Raw genomic sequence first — 20,628 nt, 5'->3', positions numbered from 1 at the left:
ATAACGTTGTTAACTCGTTTTCAGGAAGGTGCCTTATGTTTAACCGTATCCGCGTTGTCACAATGCTGATGATGGTGCTGGGGGTTTTCGCACTGCTACAGCTTGTCTCTGGTGGTTTGCTGTTTTCGTCTTTACAGCAGAATCAAAAAAGTTTTGTTATTTCCAACGATCTACGCCAACAGCAGAGTGAACTGACCTCGACATGGGATCTGATGCTGCAAACACGTATCAACCTCAGCCGTTCCTCTGCACGCATGATGATGGACGCCAACAATCAGCAGAGTAGCGCAAAAAACGATCTGCTGAAGAGCGCGAAAAATTCCCTCGCTCAGGCGGCAGAGCACTACGCCAGATTTAAAGCTATCGATCCGCTGCCAGAGATGGTGGAGGTCAGCAACAATGTGGACGAAAAATACCAGAACTATTTTGCCGGTTTAACCGAACTGGTGCAGTTCCTGGAAAGCGGCAACATGGATGCCTTTTTCGCGCAACCGACGCAGGGAATGCAAAACGGGCTCGGCGACGCGAAGAGCAAGTACGCCAGCGTCAGCGAAAAACTCTATCGCCAGGCGTTTGATGAAAGCGCGCGCGACTACCAGTTTGCGCAGTGGCAACTCGCCATTCTGGCGGTGGTGCTGGTGCTGATCCTGGTGGTGGTGTGGTACGGCATTCGTCACACCCTGCTCAACCCGCTTGCCAGCGTCATCGCTCATATTCGTGAAATCGCCGGCGGTAACCTGACCAACACGCTGACCGTTGCCGGTCGTAATGAAATTGGCGAACTGGCTGGTAGCGTCGATCACATGCAGCGCTCGCTGGTAGACACCGTCACCCAGGTGCGCGAAGGCTCCGATGCCATTTACGCCGGTACCACGGAAATCGCCACCGGTAACACCGATCTTTCATCGCGGACCGAACAACAGGCGTCGGCGCTGGAAGAGACGGCGGCCAGCATGGAAGAGTTAACCGCGACGGTGAAACAGAACGCCGACAATGCCCGACAAGCGTCGCAACTGGCGCAGAGCGCCTCGGAAACCGCGCAGCACGGCGGCAAAGTGGTGGATAACGTCGTTAAAACGATGCATGAAATTGCCGGTAGCTCGAAGAAAATTGCCGACATTATCAGCGTTATCGACGGTATTGCCTTCCAGACCAATATCCTGGCACTGAACGCCGCGGTGGAAGCCGCGCGAGCAGGTGAGCAGGGGCGTGGCTTTGCGGTGGTCGCCGGTGAGGTACGTAATCTGGCCAGTCGCAGTGCGCAGGCGGCAAAAGAGATCAAAGCGCTGATTGAAGATTCCGTTTCGCGCGTGGATACCGGCTCCGTGCTGGTCGAAAGCGCGGGCGAGACCATGAACGATATCGTCAATGCGGTGACCCGCGTGACCGACATTATGGGCGAAATTGCCTCGGCTTCTGATGAACAAAGCCGTGGCATCGATCAGGTGGCGCTGGCGGTTTCTGAAATGGACCGCGTGACGCAGCAAAACGCCTCGCTGGTCCAGGAATCCGCAGCCGCCGCGGCCGCGCTGGAAGAACAGGCCAGCCGACTGACGATGGCGGTGTCCGCATTTCGTCTTGCCGCGCGTCCTTATGCGGTAAAAACCAAAGAAGAACGGACTTCTGCAGACGCGCCCCGCAGCGCGCAGAAGCCCTCGTTAAGCATGGAGCACGATACTAACTGGGAAACATTTTGACCGAAATTTAACACTGCGGCCGTTGCCGCCTGATGGGAGCGTTGATGTTTAATCGTATTCGAATCTCGACCACGCTGTTTTTGATTTTGATCCTCTGCGGTGTATTGCAGATTGGCAGTAATGGCTTGTCTTTCTGGGCATTTCGGGACGGTTTTCAGAGCCTTAATCAGGTCGAGCAGAGTAATCAGCAACGCGCGGCGCTGGCACAAACGCGCGCCGTTTTATTACAGGCGAGTACCGCCCTCAACAAGGCCGGGACATTAACGGCGCTGAGCTATCCGCCCGATGACATCAAAAGCCTGATGGTTATCGCGCGCGAAAGCCTGGCGCAGTCCGCCACGTTGTTCAATGGCTTCAAGGCTATCGAGGCGAATACGGAATCGGGCAAAGCGCTGCAGGACGCAACGGAGAAAAGCTTCACCCAGTGGCACAGCGATCTGGAACATCAGGCCACCTGGCTTGAAAACAACCAGTTGTCAGACTTTCTGACCGCGCCAGTGCAGGCGTCACAGGATGCCTTTGATGTGAACTTTAACGCCTGGCAGCAGAACATTAACCATGTGCTGGTGGTGGCTGGGCAACAGAGCAAAAACAACTATCACATGTCGGCAGCGATCTTTATCAGCATGGTCATTATTGCCGCGCTGTTAACCACCGGAGCGCTGTACTGGTCGCGCAAAATGATCGTCCAGCCGCTGGCGATTATCGGCAGTCATTTTGACAGCATTGCCGAGGGCAACCTGGCGCGGCCGATTGCGGTTTACGGGCGTAATGAGATTTCGGCGATCTTTGCCAGCCTGAAAGCGATGCAACAGGCGCTGCGGGAAACCGTCAGCGACGTGCGTCAGGGCAGTCTGGCGATGCACACCGGGATTTCTGAAATCGCGATGGGTAATAACGATCTCTCCTCACGCACCGAGCAGCAGGCGGCGTCATTGGCGCAGACGGCGGCCAGCATGGAGCAGTTAACGGCTACCGTCGGTCAAAACGCCGACAATGCGCGCCAGGCTTCCGGGCTGGCAAAAAGCGCCGCCGATACGGCGAAAACCGGCGGCGAACAGACCACCAAAGTCGCCAGTACGATGCAGGCGATTGCCGCCAGTTCGCAAAAGATTGGCGACATTATCGGGGTGATAGACGGTATCGCCTTCCAGACCAATATTCTGGCGCTCAACGCGGCGGTCGAAGCGGCGCGTGCTGGTGAGCAGGGGCGTGGATTTGCTGTGGTTGCCGGAGAAGTACGAAACCTGGCGAGCCGCAGCGCCCAGGCAGCAAAAGAGATTAAAGGGTTAATTGAAGAGTCGGTGAACCGCGTCCACCAGGGATCGCAACTCGTCGATACGGCTGCCCGTACCATGACGGAAATCGTCAGCTCGGTCACCCGGGTCAACGACATCATGGGCGAGATTGCCTCGGCGTCAGACGAACAACGCAGAGGAATAGAGCAGGTGGCACAGGCCGTCACCCAGATGGATCAGGTGACACAACAGAACGCCGCGCTGGTGGAAGAAGCCGCCGCCGCGACCGGGCAACTCGCGCATCAGGCCGACACGCTGTCAGCCCGTGTAGCAGTATTCAAACTTGAAGAGCATGTGGTAACACACCAAGAATCGGCACCGCCGCAGGCTGTGCCCGTTGTATCCTGAATGTGATTGAGAAGGCGCTATGACATCATCTCTGCCCAACGGGCAAACGTCATTATTGTTACAGATGACCCAGCGCCTTGCGCTGTCCGACGCGCACTTTCGTCGGATATGTCAATTAATCTACCAGCGTGCGGGGATCGTGCTGGCGGACCACAAGCGGGACATGGTTTACAACCGCCTGGTCCGTCGTCTGCGTACGCTGGGAATGGATGATTTTGGTCACTATCTCAGCGTGCTGGAAGCGAATCAAAGCAGCGCAGAGTGGCAGGCTTTTATCAACTCGTTGACCACTAACCTGACCGCTTTTTTCCGCGAAGGGCACCATTTCCCGGTATTGGCGGAAAGCGCGCGTCGTCACAGCGGCGAATACCGGGTCTGGAGCGCCGCGGCATCGACCGGTGAAGAGCCGTACAGTATCGCCATTACGTTGGCCGATACGCTGGGCATGGCGCCAGGGCGCTGGAAGGTGTTCGCCAGCGATATTGATACCGAAGTGCTGGAAAAGGCCCGTAGCGGGATCTATCGCCTGGACGAACTGAAGACCCTGTCGCCGCAGCAGCTCCAGCGTTATTTCATGCGCGGAACCGGTCCTCATGATGGGCTGGTGCGTGTACGTCAGGAACTGGCAAGCCACGTCGAGTTTTCCGTGATTAACCTGCTCGATAAGCAGTACAACGTGCCGGGACCGTTCGACGCCATTTTCTGCCGCAATGTGATGATCTATTTCGATAAAACGACGCAGCAGGACATTCTGCGCCGTTTTGTCCCTCTTCTTAAGCCTGATGGTCTGCTGTTTGCCGGGCATTCAGAGAACTTTAGTAACCTCGTGCGCGACTTTAGCCTGCGCGGTCAAACGGTTTATGCGCTAAGTAAGGGTAAAGCATGAGTAAAATCAGGGTGTTGTCGGTCGATGATTCTGCATTGATGCGCCAAATCATGACCGAAATTATTAACAGCTATAGCGACATGGAGATGGTGGCAACCGCACCCGATCCGCTCGTCGCCCGGGATTTGATCAAGAAATATAACCCTGACGTGCTGACGCTGGACGTCGAAATGCCGCGGATGGACGGCCTCGATTTTCTTGAAAAGCTGATGCGACTGCGTCCGATGCCGGTGGTGATGGTGTCGTCGCTGACGGGGAAAGGCTCGGAAGTGACGCTGCGGGCGCTGGAACTGGGGGCGATCGATTTTGTCACCAAGCCGCAGTTGGGGATCCGCGAAGGGATGCTGGCCTACAGCGAGATGATTGCGGAGAAAGTGCGCACGGCGTCACGCGCACGTCTGACAGCCCATAAACCGCTTGCGGCGCCGGTCACCTTAAAGGCGGGACCGCTGCTCAGTTCGGAAAAACTGATTGCGATTGGCGCCTCGACGGGGGGCACCGAGGCAATTCGCCATGTGCTGCAACCGCTGCCACTCTCCAGTCCGGCGGTCATTATTACGCAGCATATGCCGCCCGGTTTTACCCGCTCGTTTGCTGAACGTCTGAACAAGCTGTGTCAGATAACCGTGAAAGAGGCGGAGGACGGCGAGCGTGTTCTGCCGGGTCATGCCTACATTGCGCCGGGCGATAAACACATGGAACTGGCACGCAGCGGGGCAAACTATCAAATAAAAATTCATGACGGTCCGCCGGTTAACCGGCACCGGCCGTCGGTGGATGTGCTGTTTCATTCGGTAGCGATTCATGCGGGGCGCAATGCTGTCGGGGTGATCCTGACGGGAATGGGCAACGACGGTGCCGCCGGAATGTTAGCGATGCACCAGGCGGGCGCCTGGACGATTGCGCAAAATGAAGCAAGTTGTGTGGTGTTCGGCATGCCGCGCGAAGCCATCAATATGGGTGGCGTCAGCGAAGTGGTCGATCTTAGTCAGGTTAGCCAGCAGATGCTGGCGAAAATCAGTGCCGGACAGGCAATACGTATTTGAATCAGGAGTAATTTTTTATGGCGGATAAAGAGCTTAAGTTTTTGGTTGTGGATGACTTTTCCACCATGCGTCGCATCGTGCGTAACCTGCTTAAGGAGTTGGGATTTAACAACGTGGAAGAAGCCGAAGATGGCGCGGATGCGTTGAATAAACTGCAGGCAGGTGGGTTTGGTTTTGTCATTTCCGACTGGAACATGCCGAACATCGACGGTCTCGAGTTGCTGAAAACCATTCGCGCGGACAGCGGAATGTCCTCACTGCCGGTGCTGATGGTCACGGCAGAGGCGAAGAAAGAGAACATCATTGCCGCGGCGCAGGCCGGGGCCAGCGGCTACGTAGTGAAACCGTTCACGGCGGCGACGCTGGAAGAAAAACTCAATAAAATCTTTGAGAAACTGGGCATGTAAGGGGCTGACCATGATGCAACCACAGATTAAACCCGTAGATGAACATTCTGCCGGGGATATCATTGCCCGCATTGGTAGCCTGACCCGTATGCTGCGTGACAGTCTGCGCGAACTGGGACTGGACCAGGCGATTGCCGAAGCGGCAGAAGCCATTCCTGATGCCCGTGACCGTCTGGACTATGTAGTACAGATGACCGCGCAGGCGGCTGAGCGCGCCCTGAACAGCGTTGAGGCTTCTCAGCCGCATCAGGACGAGATGGAGAAAGGGGCGAAGGCGCTGAGCAAGCGTTGGGACGAGTGGTTTGAAAACCCGATTGAGCTCTCTGACGCCCGTGAGCTGGTGACAGACACTCGAAAATACCTCGGCGATGTGCCCGGGCATACCAGTTTCACCAACGCACAGTTGCTTGACATCATGATGGCGCAGGACTTCCAGGATCTGACCGGTCAGGTGATTAAACGCATGATGGATGTGATTCAGGAGATTGAACGTCAGCTGCTGATGGTACTACTGGAAAATATTCCAGAGCAGAGTTCTCGACCCAAACGCGAAAGTGAAAGCCTGCTGAATGGTCCGCAGGTCGATGCGACCAAAGCGGGCGTTGTCGCCAGCCAGGACCAGGTGGACGACCTGCTGGATAGTTTAGGCTTTTGAGAACAATGGCCCTCAAGGGCCATTGAGAGTGATGACAAATCTCCTGTTGATACTGGGCGAGCAGATATCGCCCAGTAAAAAATAAGGAAAATCAATTCATTGATTTTCATCTGCTTACTACAAAGAAGGAGAAAACACGCTTTTTCCTTCTTTGTCAGCAGTCTGAATGGCCCGTCGGGGCCATTGTTCACTTTGCAGTTAACGGATATCCATTTTTACCGTGACGTTGCCTTCAAAATGGCCAGCATCGGGTTTATTACTGGTTGTGGCAACCGGTGCGGCGGTCATCTGGATATGACCATCGCCGTTGCCATCTAACACAATGGGGAAGTCCGCACTACCATCCAGCGGTATGCCATTATCATTGCTGTCATACATTCTTACGCCAATGTCGTCTCGTCCTATCATTTTGGCAATGAATCCTGTGCCTGTATCGTTAACGCCCTGATCGGCGGATAGGGTCAGCTTTATTTTGTCGCTATTACTGACAGCGGTACTGTCGCAGTGGAATTTGATATCTACATCACGCAGCGTGAATCCTGAAGGAACGGCTCCAGGCGCAGTAAAATTAGAACTGGCCAGGGTTTCAAAATCGACATTGATCGTACTCCCTGCGTTTATCGTACAACTGAGCGGTGCGTTAATAGCGCCAGAGATGTACATTTCCGACGCGACACTGGCTTTGCTGAAGTTACACGACCCCGAGCCGTAAAAGATGCATACGCTGGTGGACATCAGTAGCTGATTCGGAATGGTTTCTATGCCGAATATCGGGTTAACGATATACAACGAGAGACTTATCTTGTTCCAGTTGAATAAACGCTTAGGATTGCCGGCTACAGGACTGTTTGCGCAAAGTGACTGCGTCGCTTCGCTATTATCGCCTTCGAACAGACTGGTTGTGGGCGACTGATTGGGATAGGTTTCGAGGAGATAAGCGGTACCTCCTCCCGAGACGGTATCGGAGAAGGCTGATATCTGGATATCTAAGTTGTTAGTGAGCTTGCCATATTTAGCCGTTCGGCCGGTAGGCAGTGGCGTGGTACGGTAACTGTAGATCTTCTCGGTGGTTGTACCTGTCACCCCAGGGCACGAACTGCACTGCGCTGCATGCGGATCCGAGGGAAATACAAAGCTTATTGTTGGCTGGATTCTATTCCCGGCGTAGTTATCCTCCGCGCTCAGGTCGTAATTGAGCGGGACATCGACTCTGCCCTTGGTGGGGAAGCAACCACTCAGATAGGTGGTTGCACCGAATGCCTGCAATACGGGAAGTAGCCCGCTCAACAAAATCAGTACGTGCAGACGATGTGGGGTGAAAAGCCAGGCCCATCGAAATTGCTTCATTTAACCTCCTTGCTTGCAAGCCGCCGTCATGCGCTTGATGTCGGCGGCATCCGTATTCTGGGGAATCTCTTCACCGGTTGTAATCGTTGCGATACACCTTTGCCGCTCCTGATTTCCCCATTTTGCCTTGAGCGTGACGGTACCGCTGAGTCCGGCGAGATAGACCACGCCCTGATCATCGGCAATGCCATTGAGCAGACCATCTTCTGAGGTCACCATCGTACCAAAGGGCAGCGGTTGTCCTGATGATTGCACCAGCGTAACCAGCGCGCGATAACCCCGACGAGCACTGAAATGCGCCACGACGGCGGCGTTTCGCGAAGGGACCACTGTTGATGAGGTATTACTGCTGTCGACATCATCTGGCAGCGTAGTGGTATCAATGTTGATGTGATTTTCCTGATAAGCTGAAATGGAAGGAATGATGGCGTTGCCAAACATATCAGTATGGATCCCGCGTTGATTCTGGAAACTGACACCGGGTGCGCCGTCGGCATCGACTATCGCAAACTGGCTACCGAGGGGTTGCGACAGCGTAATGCCACGAGGATGCGCGACCAGTGCGCCATTCGCACCGTAGCTGAGCTGGCGCGAGCCATCTGACGCCGTGTAATAACCGGCATTGAGCCTGCCGTATTGGGCATACCAGGTGCTATATACGCTGCTGCTGTCCTGAGGACTCTGATTACTGCGGCTTTGCTGAAGCGAATAGTTCAGGCGGTTATCGGCCAGTAGCGAACCGTTCAGCCCTACGTTCTGCGTGGTTGCACCGTGCTGATTATTGTTAAGGCTGTAGGTTGCCCAGCTATCAGGTAGCCAGTGGCTTAGGGGAATCGTTAACCCTAAATAAAGTGAACGATCGTCCTCGCTATTGCTGGTTGTGCTCCAGGTGAGAGAGAGATTGTAGCTGATGCCCATCAGGCTGTAACTTGCACCTGCAGAAAGGGAGCTATCACGACGGCTATTATTCCAATAATTTTGCTGATAGCCGTTGATATAAATATTTCCGGCGCCCACCGGTTGGCTGATATTGAGTTGCAGCCGATTACGTTTATGATCCCGCGTTTCATCTGATGAATCTTTCGTCTGGTGTTGATTGGCTTCCACAAAACTGTAATAACCTTCACTTGAGTATCGGTAGCCTGAAAGGGAAAAGTGCGTATTGGTTGGGTTGAAATCCCCAGTGTACAGGACTCGCCATGACTGCCCGCTGCTGATGTTACCTGAATCCAGAACGCTTCGTGCAGCTGTGACATCCGCGGAGATCGCCCCCCAGTTGCCGAGGCTAATGCCCATTCCCGCGTTGACAGCGTTATAGTCTTGTGCGGTAGTTAAACCACCGATCGCCGTGAATGTATTATTGATTCCATAAATGACACTGCCCTGAGCAAATTCGGGTTCTTTGTCGTTGCTGCCATTGTCTGCCCGATAGCGGCCTGCAGTGGCTTCAAAACGCAGGCGAGAAGGGCGCTGCATTAGCGCAATGCTGGAAAAAGGCTGGATGGTGGTACGCACCGAGCCATCCGCTTCCTGTACGCTAAGTTCCAGATCGCCACTGTTGGTGGAGGCTGCCAGATCGTTGATTTCGAAAGCTCCAGGGGCGACGTTTTGTTGATAAATGGTGTAGCCATTTTGTTTGACGGTCACCACGGCATTGGAATAGGCCGTTCCGCGGAGCGTCGGTGCATAGCCTCTTTCGCTGTTTGGCAGCATCTCGTCATCAGAGGCGATGTTAATACCATTGAACTGCAGGCTATCGAAGACTTCTCCACGCGTGCTGCTCTGACCGGCGATAAACTGCGCTTTTAACGTTTGCACATCGTGTTGTATCCACGTGGCAATATTCTGCCAGCCCTGATTATCCGCGGCATTTGACCAGGTGCCATAGTTGCGCAGACGCCATTCCCCCAGATTCGCGCCGCTGCGAAGATTCAAATATTGATTACTGTGCTGTCCCTGAGTGTGTGCGAGATTATCCTGACCGCTAAACGCGTAATCAGCAAACAGCACCGGAACGCCCGCATCCCAGCGTGAGGGATCGACAGCGTTCGCATTCACTTTCTGAACCGCAATCTGGGGGATGCTGAGATGCAGATTCTGTAATTTAAAATCAAAAACAGCACTTGCAGCAGGAATATAAGTTCCCAGATCGTGTTTCAGGGGCTTATCGGCAGGCTCGGATGCCAGTATGGGGTAGTCGTCCACCTTGATTCCCCATTCGCGCAGCATTTTCGGGGTAAGCAGGGGAACCAGGCTTCCGTCTTCGGCGTTGACATAAGCCAGCGTTTTTTCCTGGATTTTTCTGTCGTTGAGCAGAATGTGTGAAGGATAGCTACCTGCGAGCTGAGCCTTCGGGTTGTCGAAAATCGCCAGGTTGGTCGTCTGTGGTGTGTTTTCGCCACCTTCAAGGGAGTTGGGTTGAAAATAAAAATCGCGGGCATAGAGAACAGAACTACTCAAGAACAATAAACCACTCAGCCCGTGCAATAAGGGGGCAAAAGCGCGGCTGGAGGAATGGCTTAGTGGCTGAGCGCGGTTATTCATGGTTTCAACGACGTGGTAAATTTATCGGTCGTTCCGCCATAGTCGTTGATGCAGCGCCATGAAACACTCTGCGCTGCCGTTTTGGCATCGAATGTCAGTGAGACACTGCTTTTAGGGGCAACCATATCTGCTGTCCTTAGCTGTGTGTTTCCTACCAGTACAGAATCAAAAACGCTGTAAAACGCACTACTATTCTCGATTCGTAGTTGATTGCCTGATTGGCTATACCGAAGGTTTTGACACGCTTCTTCTGGCGTCCCGCTCAGACCCGAAGGACGGTAGAACAACTTAATTTGCGTCCTGTAGATAAGGTGGAGAGCGTTAGACTGTTCATCCTTACGGTCACGGGCAGGAATCATTCTGACAATCAGATAGTAAAGTGATTCTCTGTCTGTTGTGGTAATCATTTCACTGCGCATGACTCGCAGGCTTTGTCCGGACTTCGGGTCTAAACGAAACAGTGGTGGTGTGATAATAAAAGGTGCCCGTGTTTTATTATCTGCATTCATAACCCATGACTGAACAAGCCAGGGCAATTCTTTTTCCGTATTGATAAGTGGGAGGGCTGCCTCTTTTTTATTGGCGTCATATACCACGCGTGTACGGCCCAGTTGAATGCCTTCTGCACTACTTCCCAGGGAAAAGAGGGAACTGGATGTCGTTAATAGAATAAGTAACAACGGTGCCTTCATTTTATTTTCTCAACGCATAGCGAAGATAACCTGCCACGGGGCAGGCTATCATCTGATAATTAAAGAGGCGACTTAGCGATACAAAATATTGACTGTCATATCTGCATACGCATTTCCGGGTGTGATGGGCGTCGCATCATAGGATTCATAGCGGGCGACGAAATTTTGGGATATATCGGCTGATGTTGCTTGCAGTGGAATATACACCTGGCCATCCACGCCGGTCAGGTTGAGGTTTGTTGTTGGTGCTGCTTCAGTGCTAACAGAGATGCCGACGCCAGTGGCACCGCCGGCCGTAAGTGCCAGAAGGTCATCGTGTCCGACGATGGTGATGCCTTTAAATGTTAACTGAATACGATCTAATCCTGTGGTTGCCACTGGGCAGCCAGCCAACGTAATGGTAAATGCGGCATCGTCGGATTTACCACCGTTACCGGTAAAAAAGCTGGGCGCGAAAGAACCAAGATATACGGTACTGTCTTTTCCGCTATCGCCCGTTATAGTACAACTTGGATCAACAATTTCACCGGTGAAGTGGATAGTACCTGCATTGTTCTCATCTGCCCTACTCCCCATAGAGGCGAGTGATAATAGCGAAGCTGCTATTAATAGTGGTGTTAAACGCATCGCAATCTCCATATGTTAACGTTCATATCCCGTCACTTTGTTATTAAGCAACACAGTGGGCTTGTTTGTTGACTCTGCCATCGTTTAATGGTTTTTAGGTTACTTAAAATAATCCTTTTGATTGCGCGATGAAATGTGTTTTTTATATTTATAATGTCTATATATAAAGTGGGTTAAGTAAGATGGGGTTATAAAATAAAAACACTGAATTTAATGTGTTGATGTATTTTTTATTTGTAGAAATGAATGTGTTAACCTGTGTTTTTTATTTGTTTTGTATTGTTAGTGTCATGTGTTTTTTTGAGTTTTTATTTTTCTCTTTGAGGGTTTGTCAATCATTATGTTGTCCTCAGCGTCAAAAGATAGATTCCAGATTAAGACTAAATAAATTCTGAAAATACTCTGCTGAGAGGGGTAACAGTCAAAAAAGCGGGGAATCACCCCTTTGTTCTCCGCATTGCTTCGCGCGGGGAAGGGCACAATGAGCCCTATTGTAAATCATCACAGATGCAGGCCGTGGCAGACGAAAACGACAACGACGACAAAACAGAAGCCCCCACACCCCACCGACTTGAGAAAGCGCGGGAAGAGGGGCAGATCCCCCGTTCCAGAGAACTGACCTCACTGCTGATTTTGCTGGTGGGCGTCTGCATTATCTGGATTGGCGGTGAGTCGTTGGCCAGACGGTTATCGGGCATGTTGTCGGCAGGACTGCGTTTTGACCACAGCATGGTCAATGATCCTAATCTGATCCTCGGGCAAATTATTCTGCTGATTAAAGAAGCGATGATCGCGCTGCTGCCGCTGATTACCGGCGTGGTGCTGGTGGCGCTGATCTCGCCGGTTCTGCTTGGCGGTCTGGTCTTCAGCGGTAAATCACTGCAACCCAAATTTTCCAAGCTCAATCCGCTGCCAGGCATCAAACGCATGTTTTCCGCGCAGACCGGGGCGGAATTGTTGAAAGCCATTCTGAAATCCACACTGGTGGGCAGCGTGACGGCGATGTATCTGTGGCATAACTGGCCGGAGATGATGCGCCTGATGGCGGAGTCACCGCGCGCGGCGATGGGCAATGCGCTGGATCTCGTTGGGCTGTGTGCGCTGCTGGTGGTGCTGGGGGTGATCCCGATGGTCGGATTCGACGTGATTTTCCAGATCATGAGCCATTTGAAAAAATTACGCATGTCACGCCAGGATATCCGTGACGAATTTAAACAGAATGAAGGCGACCCTCATGTGAAGGGGCGTATCCGGCAGATGCAGCGCCAGGCGGCGAGTCGACGCATGATGAGTGATGTCCCCAATGCCGATGTCATCGTCACCAACCCGACTCACTATTCGGTGGCGCTGCAATACGACGAAAATAAGATGAGCGCGCCGAAAGTCGTGGCGAAAGGGGCCGGACTTGTGGCCCTGCGCATTCGCGAGATCGGTGCCGAGAACAAAATTCCCACCCTTGAAGCGCCGCCGCTGGCGCGTGCGCTATATCGCCATGCTGAGATTGGTCAGCAGATCCCCGGACAACTGTACGCCGCCGTCGCGGAAGTGCTGGCCTGGGTGTGGCAGCTTAAACGCTGGCGGCTCGCCGGTGGGGAACGTCCACCACAACCTGCAAATCTTCCAGTGCCTGAAGCCCTGGATTTTATGAACGAGAAGACTACCGATGGCTAATCTGGTTGCGATGCTGCGCCTGCCCAACAACATGAAAACCACGCAGTGGCAGATCCTTGCCGGGCCAGTCCTCATTCTGCTGATCCTGTCGATGATGGTCCTGCCGTTGCCGGCGTTCATCCTTGACCTGCTGTTTACCTTTAACATCGCACTGTCGATTATGGTGCTGCTGGTGGCGATGTTCACCCAGCGCACGTTGGAGTTTGCCGCGTTTCCGACCATTCTGTTGTTCACTACGCTGCTGCGTCTGGCGCTGAACGTGGCTTCCACGCGTATTATTTTGATGGAAGGGCACACTGGCGCGGCGGCGGCGGGCAAGGTCGTTGAAGCGTTTGGTCACTTCCTGGTCGGCGGTAACTTTGCTATCGGCATCGTGGTGTTTGTTATTCTCGTCATCATCAACTTTATGGTTATCACCAAAGGTGCCGGGCGTATCGCTGAAGTGGGCGCGCGCTTCGTTCTTGACGGGATGCCGGGTAAACAGATGGCGATTGACGCCGACCTTAATGCCGGTCTTATCGGTGAAGATGAGGCGAAAAAGCGTCGTTCTGAAGTGACTCAGGAAGCCGACTTCTATGGCTCAATGGACGGTGCGAGTAAGTTCGTTCGTGGCGACGCCATCGCCGGTATTCTGATTATGGTGATTAACGTTGTGGGCGGTCTGCTGGTGGGGGTGCTGCAACATGGGATGAGCATGGGGCATGCTGCGGAAAGCTATACCCTGTTGACCATCGGTGATGGTCTGGTGGCGCAGATCCCCGCGCTGGTGATTTCAACCGCGGCGGGCGTCATCGTCACCCGCGTCAGTACCGATCAGGACGTCGGCGAGCAGATGGTCGGGCAACTGTTCAGTAATCCGAGCGTGATGTTGCTGAGCGCCGCGGTTCTGGGTCTGCTGGGCCTGGTGCCGGGCATGCCAAACCTGGTGTTCCTGATGTTTACCGCCGCGCTGCTGGGACTGGCCTGGTGGATCCGGGGACGTGAGCAGAAGGCGCCTGTCGAGCCACAACCGACTAAAGTTGCGGAAAACAACTCAGTGGTGGAAGCCACCTGGAACGATGTGCAACTGGAAGACTCACTCGGCATGGAAGTGGGCTATCGCCTGATCCCGATGGTCGATTTTCAGCAGGACGGTGAACTGCTGGGGCGTATCCGCAGTATCCGTAAAAAGTTTGCCCAGGACATGGGCTTTCTGCCGCCGGTGGTGCACATCCGCGACAACATGGATCTGCAACCTGCGCATTACCGCATCCTGATGAAAGGGGTGGAGATTGGCAGCGGCGACGCCTATCCGGGACGCTGGCTGGCGATAAACCCAGGCACGGCGGCTGGGACATTACCCGGCGAACAGACAGTGGATCCGGCCTTTGGTCTGGACGCTATCTGGATTGAAAGTGCCTTAAAAGAGCAGGCGCAGATTCAGGGCTTTACCGTGGTGGAGGCCAGTACCGTCGTCGCAACCCATCTGAACCATCTGATTGGTCAGTATGCGGCTGAACTGTTCGGTCGCCAGGAGGCGCAGCAGTTGCTGGATCGCGTGTCGCAGGAGATGCCGAAGCTGACCGAAGATTTAGTGCCGGGTGTGGTGACCCTGACCACGCTGCATAAAGTGTTGCAGAATCTGCTGGATGAAAAAGTGCCGATTCGCGATATGCGCACCATTCTGGAAACGCTGGCGGAACATGCGCCATTGCAGAGCGATCCGCATGAACTCACGGCGGTGGTTCGCGTGGCGCTGGGGCGCGCGATCACCCAGCAGTGGTTCCCGGGTAATCATGAAGTTAACGTGATTGGTCTCGACACCGCGCTCGAACGTCTGCTATTGCAGGCACTCCAGGGCGGTGGGGGACTGGAGCCGGGCCTCGCCGATCGACTATTGGCGCAAACTCAGGAGGCGCTGTCCCGCCAGGAAATGCTGGGTGCGCCGCCGGTGCTGCTGGTTAACCATGCGTTGCGTCCTCTGCTGTCGCGCTTCCTGCGCCGCAGCCTGCCGCAACTGGTGGTGCTGTCGAACATGGAGCTGTCCGATAACCGTAACATCCGCATGACGGCAACCATTGGAGGTAAATAATGCGCAAACTGCTTTGGCTGTTACTTTTCCCGCTGGTGGTACAGGCTGCCGGGGAAGGGGCGTGGCAGGCCAGTAGTATCGGCATAACCCTGAATCATCGCGGCGTGGCGGCCTCGTCGTCGCCACTTTCATCCAGCCAGCCCGTCTCCGGTCTGATGACGCTGGTCGCCTGGCGATATGAACTGAATGGCCCGACGCCTGCCGGTTTACGCGTGCGCTTATGTTCACAATCACGCTGTGTAGAGATAGAAGGGCAGAGCGGCACCACGCAGGCATTTAACAACGTGCCTGCCGTTGAACCCCTGCGTTTCATCTGGGAAGTCCCCGGCGGTGGTCGCTTAATTCCCGCATTAAAAGTTCAGAGCAATCAGGTGATTGTGAACTATCGTTAACGGTTATTCTCCTCATCAGGCAGTACGCTAAACTGCTGCCTGACTCGCATTTTTGACCTTGCCTTTTGATTGAAAAGAAACGCTGTTTTATAAATCGGTGACACGCGTTGCCGGTCTCTTTGCGTTTTTGCCATTTCACTCTCACCGGTGGCAAAAACGAAAAGGTATCCCACTTTGTAAGCTCTTACTGTAGCCGTGTAAGAACTCCTTTGGCGCAGCCAACCGGCCGGGAGTCCCCCAACCATTTGCAGGGTTAACGGCAATGAAAACACGTAAAATTGGATTGGTGAATTATTTCGCCTATGGTTCAGGCGATTTTCTGGGAGCAGGCACCACGGCGCTCACGGCAGCCTGGCTGCTCTATTTCTATACGACGTTCTGCGGGCTTTCTCCTATCGAAGCGACCTTCATCTTTGCGGCTGCAAGGGTGCTTGATGCTGTCGTCAGTCCGCTGATGGGCTTTTTGACCGATAACTTCGGTTCCACCTGGCTCGGTAAACGCTTTGGTCGGCGTAAATTCTTTATCTTGCTGGGGATCCCATGTGTATTCAGCTATTCACTGATGTGGGTAGGGGACATGGGATTCTGGTATTACCTGCTGACCTATCTGCTGTTTGATATCGTCTATACCATGATTCTGGTGCCTTACGAAACGCTGGTGCCGGAGATGACCGATGATTTCAAACAGAAAACCAAGTTTTCCGGTGCGCGTATCGGAATGGCGCAAATGTCCGCCATTCTGGCCTCTTTCCTGCCCGGCATTTTGTTAACCGCCTTCGGCAAGGACAACCCCATCTCCTTCTTTTATGCAAGCCTGGTGTTCTCAGTGCTGTGCGCACTGATGCTGACTTTTGTCTGGTTCTTTACCTGGGAACGCCCGCGTGAAGAGTGGACGGAAGCGGCGCTGCGGGCGGAAGAAGAGAAAAAGAGCCTGACGTTCAGCCAGAGCATGAACCGCCTGTTCGTAGAGTTGAGTTCCACACTGCGGATTAAGATTTTCCGTCAACATCTGGGGATGTATCTCGGCGGTTACATCGCGCAGGACGTGTTCAACGCCGTCTTTACCTACTATGTGGTGTTTGTCCTGATGCAGGAAGCGTCAATGGCGTCGAATTTGCTCGGTACGATGGCGATTTTCCAGTTCATTGCGGTTATTGCCATGATCCCGTTGTGCATCCGTTTTGGGCCCGCGCCGTCCTATCGAATGGTCGTGGTGTTGTTCGGTCTGAGCTCGCTCTCTTACGCGGTGCTTTACTACGCGGGATTGAGCGACATCTACTCTCTGTTGCTGCTGGTTTCTGCGGTGGCTGGGCTGGGCCGCGGCGGTATCAACTACGTTCCGTGGAACACTTACACTTACATTGCGGATGTCGATGAAGTCATTACCGGTCAGCGCCGCGAAGGGATCTTCGCCGGGATCATGACCCTGACGCGTAAAGCGTCGCAGGCAGGGGCGGTGATGCTGGTTGGGATTGTCATGCAAATGTCGGGCTTTGTTTCAGGGCAGAGCACGCAGCCTGAAGCGGTCAGCCATACCATTCTGTTGATTCTCAGTTGCGGTACGCTGCTGGTGCTGGCCTGCGGTTTCCTGGTCTCCCTGCGCTTTAAACTGAATTTGCAGACCCACAGCACGCTGCGTGAAGAGACGGTGAAAATGCGCGAATCCGGTCGCACAATGCCGGAAAGTATTACCCCACAGGCACGCGCCACCGTCGAGATGCTTGCCGGGCTGCCGTATGAATCACTTTGGGGTAACAACAATATTGGTTACCTGAATCGTAATAAACCCGCGGCTCCTTCACTGAAGCAGGCTGCGATATGGAATTCGACTTATCACAGAGGGTAAAGATATGAAGGTTTGGCCTGTCAAACATAGCTCGTTACTGCGTCAGCCGGAACGGTTTATCTCACGGGAAGCGCTGAAAGCGTTAATTCAGACGGTGACGACCAATCTGGTGAACATTAAGGACGAGACGGGTCAATTTCTGCTGCGCCTGGACGACGGACGTGTGATAGACACCAAAGGCTGGGCAGGATGGGAATGGACGCACGGCGTTGGGCTGTACGGGATGTACCAGTACTACCAGCAGACCGGCGACGAAACGATACGCGACATCATCGACAACTGGTTTGCTGACCGTTTTGCCGAAGGGACCACCACCAAAAACGTCAACACGATGGCACCATTTCTGACTCTGGCGTATCGCTACGAGGAGACGCGTAATCCCGCTTATCTGCCGTGGCTTGACGCATGGGCGGAATGGGCGATGTATGAGATGCCGCGCACCGATCACGGTGGTATGCAGCACATCACGCTGGCGGAAGAGAACCATCAGCAAATGTGGGATGACACCCTGATGATGACGGTGCTGCCACTGGCGAAAATCGGTAAGTTGCTTAAGCGTCCTGAATATGTGGAAGAGGCGACCTATCAGTTTTTGCTGCACGTACAGAATCTGATGGACCGGGAGACTGGCCTGTGGTTCCACGGCTGGAATTACGACGGGCATCATAACTTTGCCAGTGCCCGTTGGGCACGCGGCAATAGCTGGCTGACCATTGTGATCCCGGACTTCCTCGAACTGGTGGACCTGCCAGAAAATAACGCCGTGCGCCGCTATCTGGTACAGGTGCTGAATGCGCAGATTGCTGCGCTGGCGAACTGTCAGGATGAAAGCGGGTTGTGGCACACGCTGCTTGACGATCCGCACTCCTACCTGGAAGCCTCCGCTACCGCAGGATTTGCCTACGGAATTTTAAAAGCGGTGCGCAAGCGTTATGTCAGTGCGGACTATGCCGAGGTGGCGGAAAAAGCGATTCGTGGAATTGTGCGGAACATTTCACCGCAAGGGGAGTTGCTGCAAACGTCTTTCGGTACGGGCATGGGCCACGATCTCGACTTCTACCGGGCGATTCCGCTGACTTCCATGCCCTATGGCCAGGCGATGGCGATGCTGTGTCTGACGGAGTATTTGCGGAAGTATTTCTGATAGCCTGAAAAAACAAAACCCGGCATTTGCCGGGTTCTGTTTATCGCTTACATGCGTTCTACGGTTTCGATACCCAGAGTATCCAGACCGAGCTTCAACGTTTTCGCCGTCAGCAGCGCCAGTTTCAGGCGGCTGTTACGAACTTCTTCGTTTTCTGCGCTCAGGATTGGGCAGTGTTCGTAGAAGCCTGAGAACAGACCGGCGACGTCATACAGGTAGGCACACATTACGTGCGGCGTCCCTTCACGCGCAACAACGGTTAGCGTTTCTTCAAACTGCAGCAGACGGGCAGCCAGCTGCGCTTCGCGATCTTCGCTGAGCTGTACCTTCGCGTTCGCCAGATCATTTTCATCCAGACCGGATTTACGGAATACCGACAGCACACGAGTGTAGGCATACTGCATGTAAGGCGCGGTATTGCCTTCGAAGGCCAGCATGTTATCCCAGTCGAAGATGTAGTCGGTGGTGCGGTTTTTGGACAAATCGGCGTATTTCACCGCGCCAATCCCGACGGCGTTGGCCAGTTTTTCCAGTTCGTCTGCCGGCATGTCCGGGTTCTTCTCGCTCACCAGACGACGGGCGCGTTCCAGCGCTTCGTCCAGCAGGTCTGCCAGTTTCACCGTACCGCCTGCGCGCGTTTTGAACGGCTTACCGTCTTTGCCCAGCATCATGCCGAACATGTGATGTTCCAGCGGCACGGCGTCAGGCACGTAACCGGCTTTACGCACGATGGTCCACGCTTGCATCAGGTGCTGGTGCTGACGGGAGTCGATGTAATAGAGCACGCGATCGGCATGCAATGTTTCATAACGGTACTTGGCGCAGGCAATATCGGTGGTAGTGTACAAATAGCCGCCATCTTTCTTCTGAATGATGACCCCCATCGGTTCGCCTTCCTTGTTTTTATACTCATCAAGGAATACGACGGTGGCGCCTTCGCTTTCGACGGCCAGACCCTTGGCTTTCAGATCGGCCACGATCCCCGGCAGCATCGGGTTGTACAGGCTTTCGCCCATCACATCGTCGCGGGTCAGGGTTACATTCAAACGGTCATAGGTGATCTGATTCTGGGACATGGTGATGTCGACCAGTTTGCGCCACATCTGCAGGAAGTATTCGTCGCCACCCTGCAGTTTTACCACGTAGCTACGGGCGCGCTCGGCGAAGGCTTCATCTTCGTCGTAATGTTTTTTGGCTTCACGATAGAAACCTTCGAGATCCGCCAGCGCCATTTCACCGGCGTTTTCCTGCTGCTGTTTTTCCAGATACGCGATCAGCATGCCGAACTGAGTGCCCCAGTCGCCGACGTGGTTGGCGCGAATAACGTGGTGGCCGAGGAACTCAAGGGTACGCACGGCGGCGTCACCGATAATGGTGGAGCGCAGGTGGCCGACGTGCATCTCTTTCGCCACGTTTGGCGCGGAGTAATCGACAACTACCGTCTGTTTCGCCGGTTTAGTCACGCCGAGACGATCGGAGGTCAACGCCTGTTCCACATGTTCCGCCAGGAATGCCGGGTCGAGGAAGATATTGATAAAGCCAGGGCCCGCGATTTCAACTTTGCTGGCGATACCGTTCAGATCCAGATGAGTCAGCACCTGCTCAGCCAGTTGTCGTGGAGCCATACCCAGTTTTTTAGCAACTGCCATCATGCCATTGGCCTGATAGTCGCCGAACTGTACTTTTGCTGACTGACGAACCTGCGGTTCGCAATCTGCAGGCGCGCCTGCAGCAATCATGGCCTGACTGACTTTTTCTGAGAGAAGAGCCTGAATATTCACCGGAATACCTTACGTTGATGAAGCGGGTTGATGTTTACCGCACCAGTTTAAGAATTAAGGGCGGGAGTATACTGCAAATGCCCCCCTGCGTCAGCACTGCGCAGCCGTAAGCGCGTACAGAAAATAAGCGTTAAAGGAGTGCATAAGCATGCATACCGCAAATCCTGCAATCTACG

At 53.9% G+C, this 20,628-nt stretch carries 16 protein-coding genes; 11 read left to right on the top strand and 5 right to left on the bottom strand.

Going from position 1 to position 20,628, the window contains the following annotated elements; genetic code table 11:
• The first annotated feature begins 35 nt into the window (after positions 1 to 35).
• Genes tar through cheZ form a run of 6 tightly spaced genes read left to right on the top strand, consistent with a single transcriptional unit; the run spans position 36 to position 6,337 of the window.
• A complete protein-coding gene (gene tar, locus ACQ0PY_RS13865) occupies positions 36 to 1,697 on the top strand; it encodes a methyl-accepting chemotaxis protein II (protein WP_044264796.1) in 1,662 nt (553 codons plus the stop codon).
• 44 nt (positions 1,698 to 1,741) lie between these two features.
• Positions 1,742 to 3,343, top strand: coding sequence for a methyl-accepting chemotaxis protein IV (tap, locus tag ACQ0PY_RS13860; RefSeq protein WP_043000335.1), 1,602 nt, complete (start codon positions 1,742 to 1,744; stop codon positions 3,341 to 3,343).
• A gap of 19 nt (positions 3,344 to 3,362) precedes the next feature.
• Complete coding sequence (cheR, locus tag ACQ0PY_RS13855) at positions 3,363 to 4,229, top strand: protein-glutamate O-methyltransferase CheR (RefSeq protein ID WP_043000336.1); 867 nt, start codon at positions 3,363 to 3,365, stop codon at positions 4,227 to 4,229.
• Entirely contained in the window at positions 4,226 to 5,275 is a 1,050-nt protein-coding gene (locus tag ACQ0PY_RS13850) for a protein-glutamate methylesterase/protein-glutamine glutaminase (RefSeq protein ID WP_043000337.1), read from the top strand. Before cheR ends, ACQ0PY_RS13850 begins: the two co-directional genes overlap by 4 nt.
• 17 nt (positions 5,276 to 5,292) lie before the next feature.
• Positions 5,293 to 5,682: a chemotaxis response regulator CheY gene (gene cheY / locus ACQ0PY_RS13845; protein ID WP_043000338.1), complete on the top strand. Its 390-nt coding sequence runs from the start codon at positions 5,293 to 5,295 to the stop codon at positions 5,680 to 5,682.
• Between the two features lie 10 nt (positions 5,683 to 5,692).
• A complete protein-coding gene (cheZ, locus tag ACQ0PY_RS13840; protein ID WP_043000339.1) occupies positions 5,693 to 6,337 on the top strand; it encodes a protein phosphatase CheZ in 645 nt (214 codons plus the stop codon).
• A 198-nt stretch (positions 6,338 to 6,535) separates the two neighbouring features.
• Here the strand turns inward: cheZ and ACQ0PY_RS13835 are convergent, their stop codons facing one another.
• From ACQ0PY_RS13835 to ACQ0PY_RS13820, 4 genes are all read right to left on the bottom strand, one after another.
• Positions 6,536 to 7,684: a fimbrial protein gene (locus tag ACQ0PY_RS13835; protein ID WP_061069999.1), complete on the bottom strand. Its 1,149-nt coding sequence runs from the start codon at positions 7,682 to 7,684 to the stop codon at positions 6,536 to 6,538.
• Entirely contained in the window at positions 7,685 to 10,144 is a 2,460-nt protein-coding gene (locus ACQ0PY_RS13830; RefSeq protein ID WP_224788357.1) for a fimbria/pilus outer membrane usher protein, read from the bottom strand.
• A gap of 80 nt (positions 10,145 to 10,224) precedes the next feature.
• On the bottom strand, positions 10,225 to 10,920 hold the full coding sequence (locus ACQ0PY_RS13825; RefSeq protein WP_052517379.1) for a fimbrial biogenesis chaperone: 696 nt from the start codon (positions 10,918 to 10,920) through the stop codon (positions 10,225 to 10,227).
• Positions 10,921 to 10,992: 72 nt separating this feature from the next.
• Positions 10,993 to 11,547, bottom strand: coding sequence for a fimbrial protein (locus ACQ0PY_RS13820; protein ID WP_109740328.1), 555 nt, complete (start codon positions 11,545 to 11,547; stop codon positions 10,993 to 10,995).
• 516 nt (positions 11,548 to 12,063) lie between these two features.
• Here ACQ0PY_RS13820 and flhB point away from each other — a divergent pair.
• The 5 genes from flhB to bglB all read left to right on the top strand — a co-directional run bounded on the left by flhB (position 12,064) and on the right by bglB (position 18,671).
• Positions 12,064 to 13,218: a flagellar biosynthesis protein FlhB gene (gene flhB, locus ACQ0PY_RS13815; protein ID WP_043000344.1), complete on the top strand. Its 1,155-nt coding sequence runs from the start codon at positions 12,064 to 12,066 to the stop codon at positions 13,216 to 13,218.
• Positions 13,211 to 15,289 (top strand): flagellar biosynthesis protein FlhA, encoded by a 2,079-nt coding sequence (gene flhA / locus ACQ0PY_RS13810; RefSeq protein WP_109740327.1) that lies wholly within the window; start codon positions 13,211 to 13,213, stop codon positions 15,287 to 15,289. Before flhB ends, flhA begins: the two co-directional genes overlap by 8 nt.
• Entirely contained in the window at positions 15,289 to 15,681 is a 393-nt protein-coding gene (gene flhE, locus ACQ0PY_RS13805; RefSeq protein ID WP_043000346.1) for a flagellar protein FlhE, read from the top strand. Before flhA ends, flhE begins: the two co-directional genes overlap by 1 nt.
• A 262-nt stretch (positions 15,682 to 15,943) precedes the next feature.
• Complete coding sequence (locus ACQ0PY_RS13800) at positions 15,944 to 17,527, top strand: MFS transporter (protein ID WP_043000347.1); 1,584 nt, start codon at positions 15,944 to 15,946, stop codon at positions 17,525 to 17,527.
• A 4-nt stretch (positions 17,528 to 17,531) separates the two neighbouring features.
• On the top strand, positions 17,532 to 18,671 hold the full coding sequence (gene bglB, locus ACQ0PY_RS13795) for a beta-galactosidase BglB (protein ID WP_054176297.1): 1,140 nt from the start codon (positions 17,532 to 17,534) through the stop codon (positions 18,669 to 18,671).
• A 47-nt stretch (positions 18,672 to 18,718) separates the two neighbouring features.
• On the opposite strand, the gene argS is transcribed toward bglB, so the two are convergent.
• A complete protein-coding gene (argS, locus tag ACQ0PY_RS13790; RefSeq protein ID WP_044257623.1) occupies positions 18,719 to 20,452 on the bottom strand; it encodes an arginine--tRNA ligase in 1,734 nt (577 codons plus the stop codon).
• Positions 20,453 to 20,628: the final 176 nt, after the last annotated feature.

Source organism: Citrobacter sp. LST-B2 (assembly GCF_057983045.1).
Note: the sequence above shows the minus strand (reverse complement) of the source record. Positions and strands in the feature narration are given on the sequence as shown.

What these genes read in the sequence shown, in the direction of transcription:
- tar (WP_044264796.1), top strand. Translation starts at nt 36, where the DNA reads ATGTTTAACCGTATCCGCGTTGTCACAATGCTGATGATGGTGCTGGGG.
- tap (WP_043000335.1), top strand. Translation starts at nt 1,742, where the DNA reads ATGTTTAATCGTATTCGAATCTCGACCACGCTGTTTTTGATTTTGATC.
- cheR (WP_043000336.1), top strand. Translation starts at nt 3,363, where the DNA reads ATGACATCATCTCTGCCCAACGGGCAAACGTCATTATTGTTACAGATG.
- ACQ0PY_RS13850 (WP_043000337.1), top strand. Translation starts at nt 4,226, where the DNA reads ATGAGTAAAATCAGGGTGTTGTCGGTCGATGATTCTGCATTGATGCGC.
- cheY (WP_043000338.1), top strand. Translation starts at nt 5,293, where the DNA reads ATGGCGGATAAAGAGCTTAAGTTTTTGGTTGTGGATGACTTTTCCACC.
- cheZ (WP_043000339.1), top strand. Translation starts at nt 5,693, where the DNA reads ATGATGCAACCACAGATTAAACCCGTAGATGAACATTCTGCCGGGGAT.
- ACQ0PY_RS13835 (WP_061069999.1), bottom strand. Translation starts at nt 7,684, where the DNA reads ATGAAGCAATTTCGATGGGCCTGGCTTTTCACCCCACATCGTCTGCAC.
- ACQ0PY_RS13825 (WP_052517379.1), bottom strand. Translation starts at nt 10,920, where the DNA reads ATGAAGGCACCGTTGTTACTTATTCTATTAACGACATCCAGTTCCCTC.
- ACQ0PY_RS13820 (WP_109740328.1), bottom strand. Translation starts at nt 11,547, where the DNA reads ATGCGTTTAACACCACTATTAATAGCAGCTTCGCTATTATCACTCGCC.
- flhA (WP_109740327.1), top strand. Translation starts at nt 13,211, where the DNA reads ATGGCTAATCTGGTTGCGATGCTGCGCCTGCCCAACAACATGAAAACC.
- flhE (WP_043000346.1), top strand. Translation starts at nt 15,289, where the DNA reads ATGCGCAAACTGCTTTGGCTGTTACTTTTCCCGCTGGTGGTACAGGCT.
- ACQ0PY_RS13800 (WP_043000347.1), top strand. Translation starts at nt 15,944, where the DNA reads ATGAAAACACGTAAAATTGGATTGGTGAATTATTTCGCCTATGGTTCA.
- bglB (WP_054176297.1), top strand. Translation starts at nt 17,532, where the DNA reads ATGAAGGTTTGGCCTGTCAAACATAGCTCGTTACTGCGTCAGCCGGAA.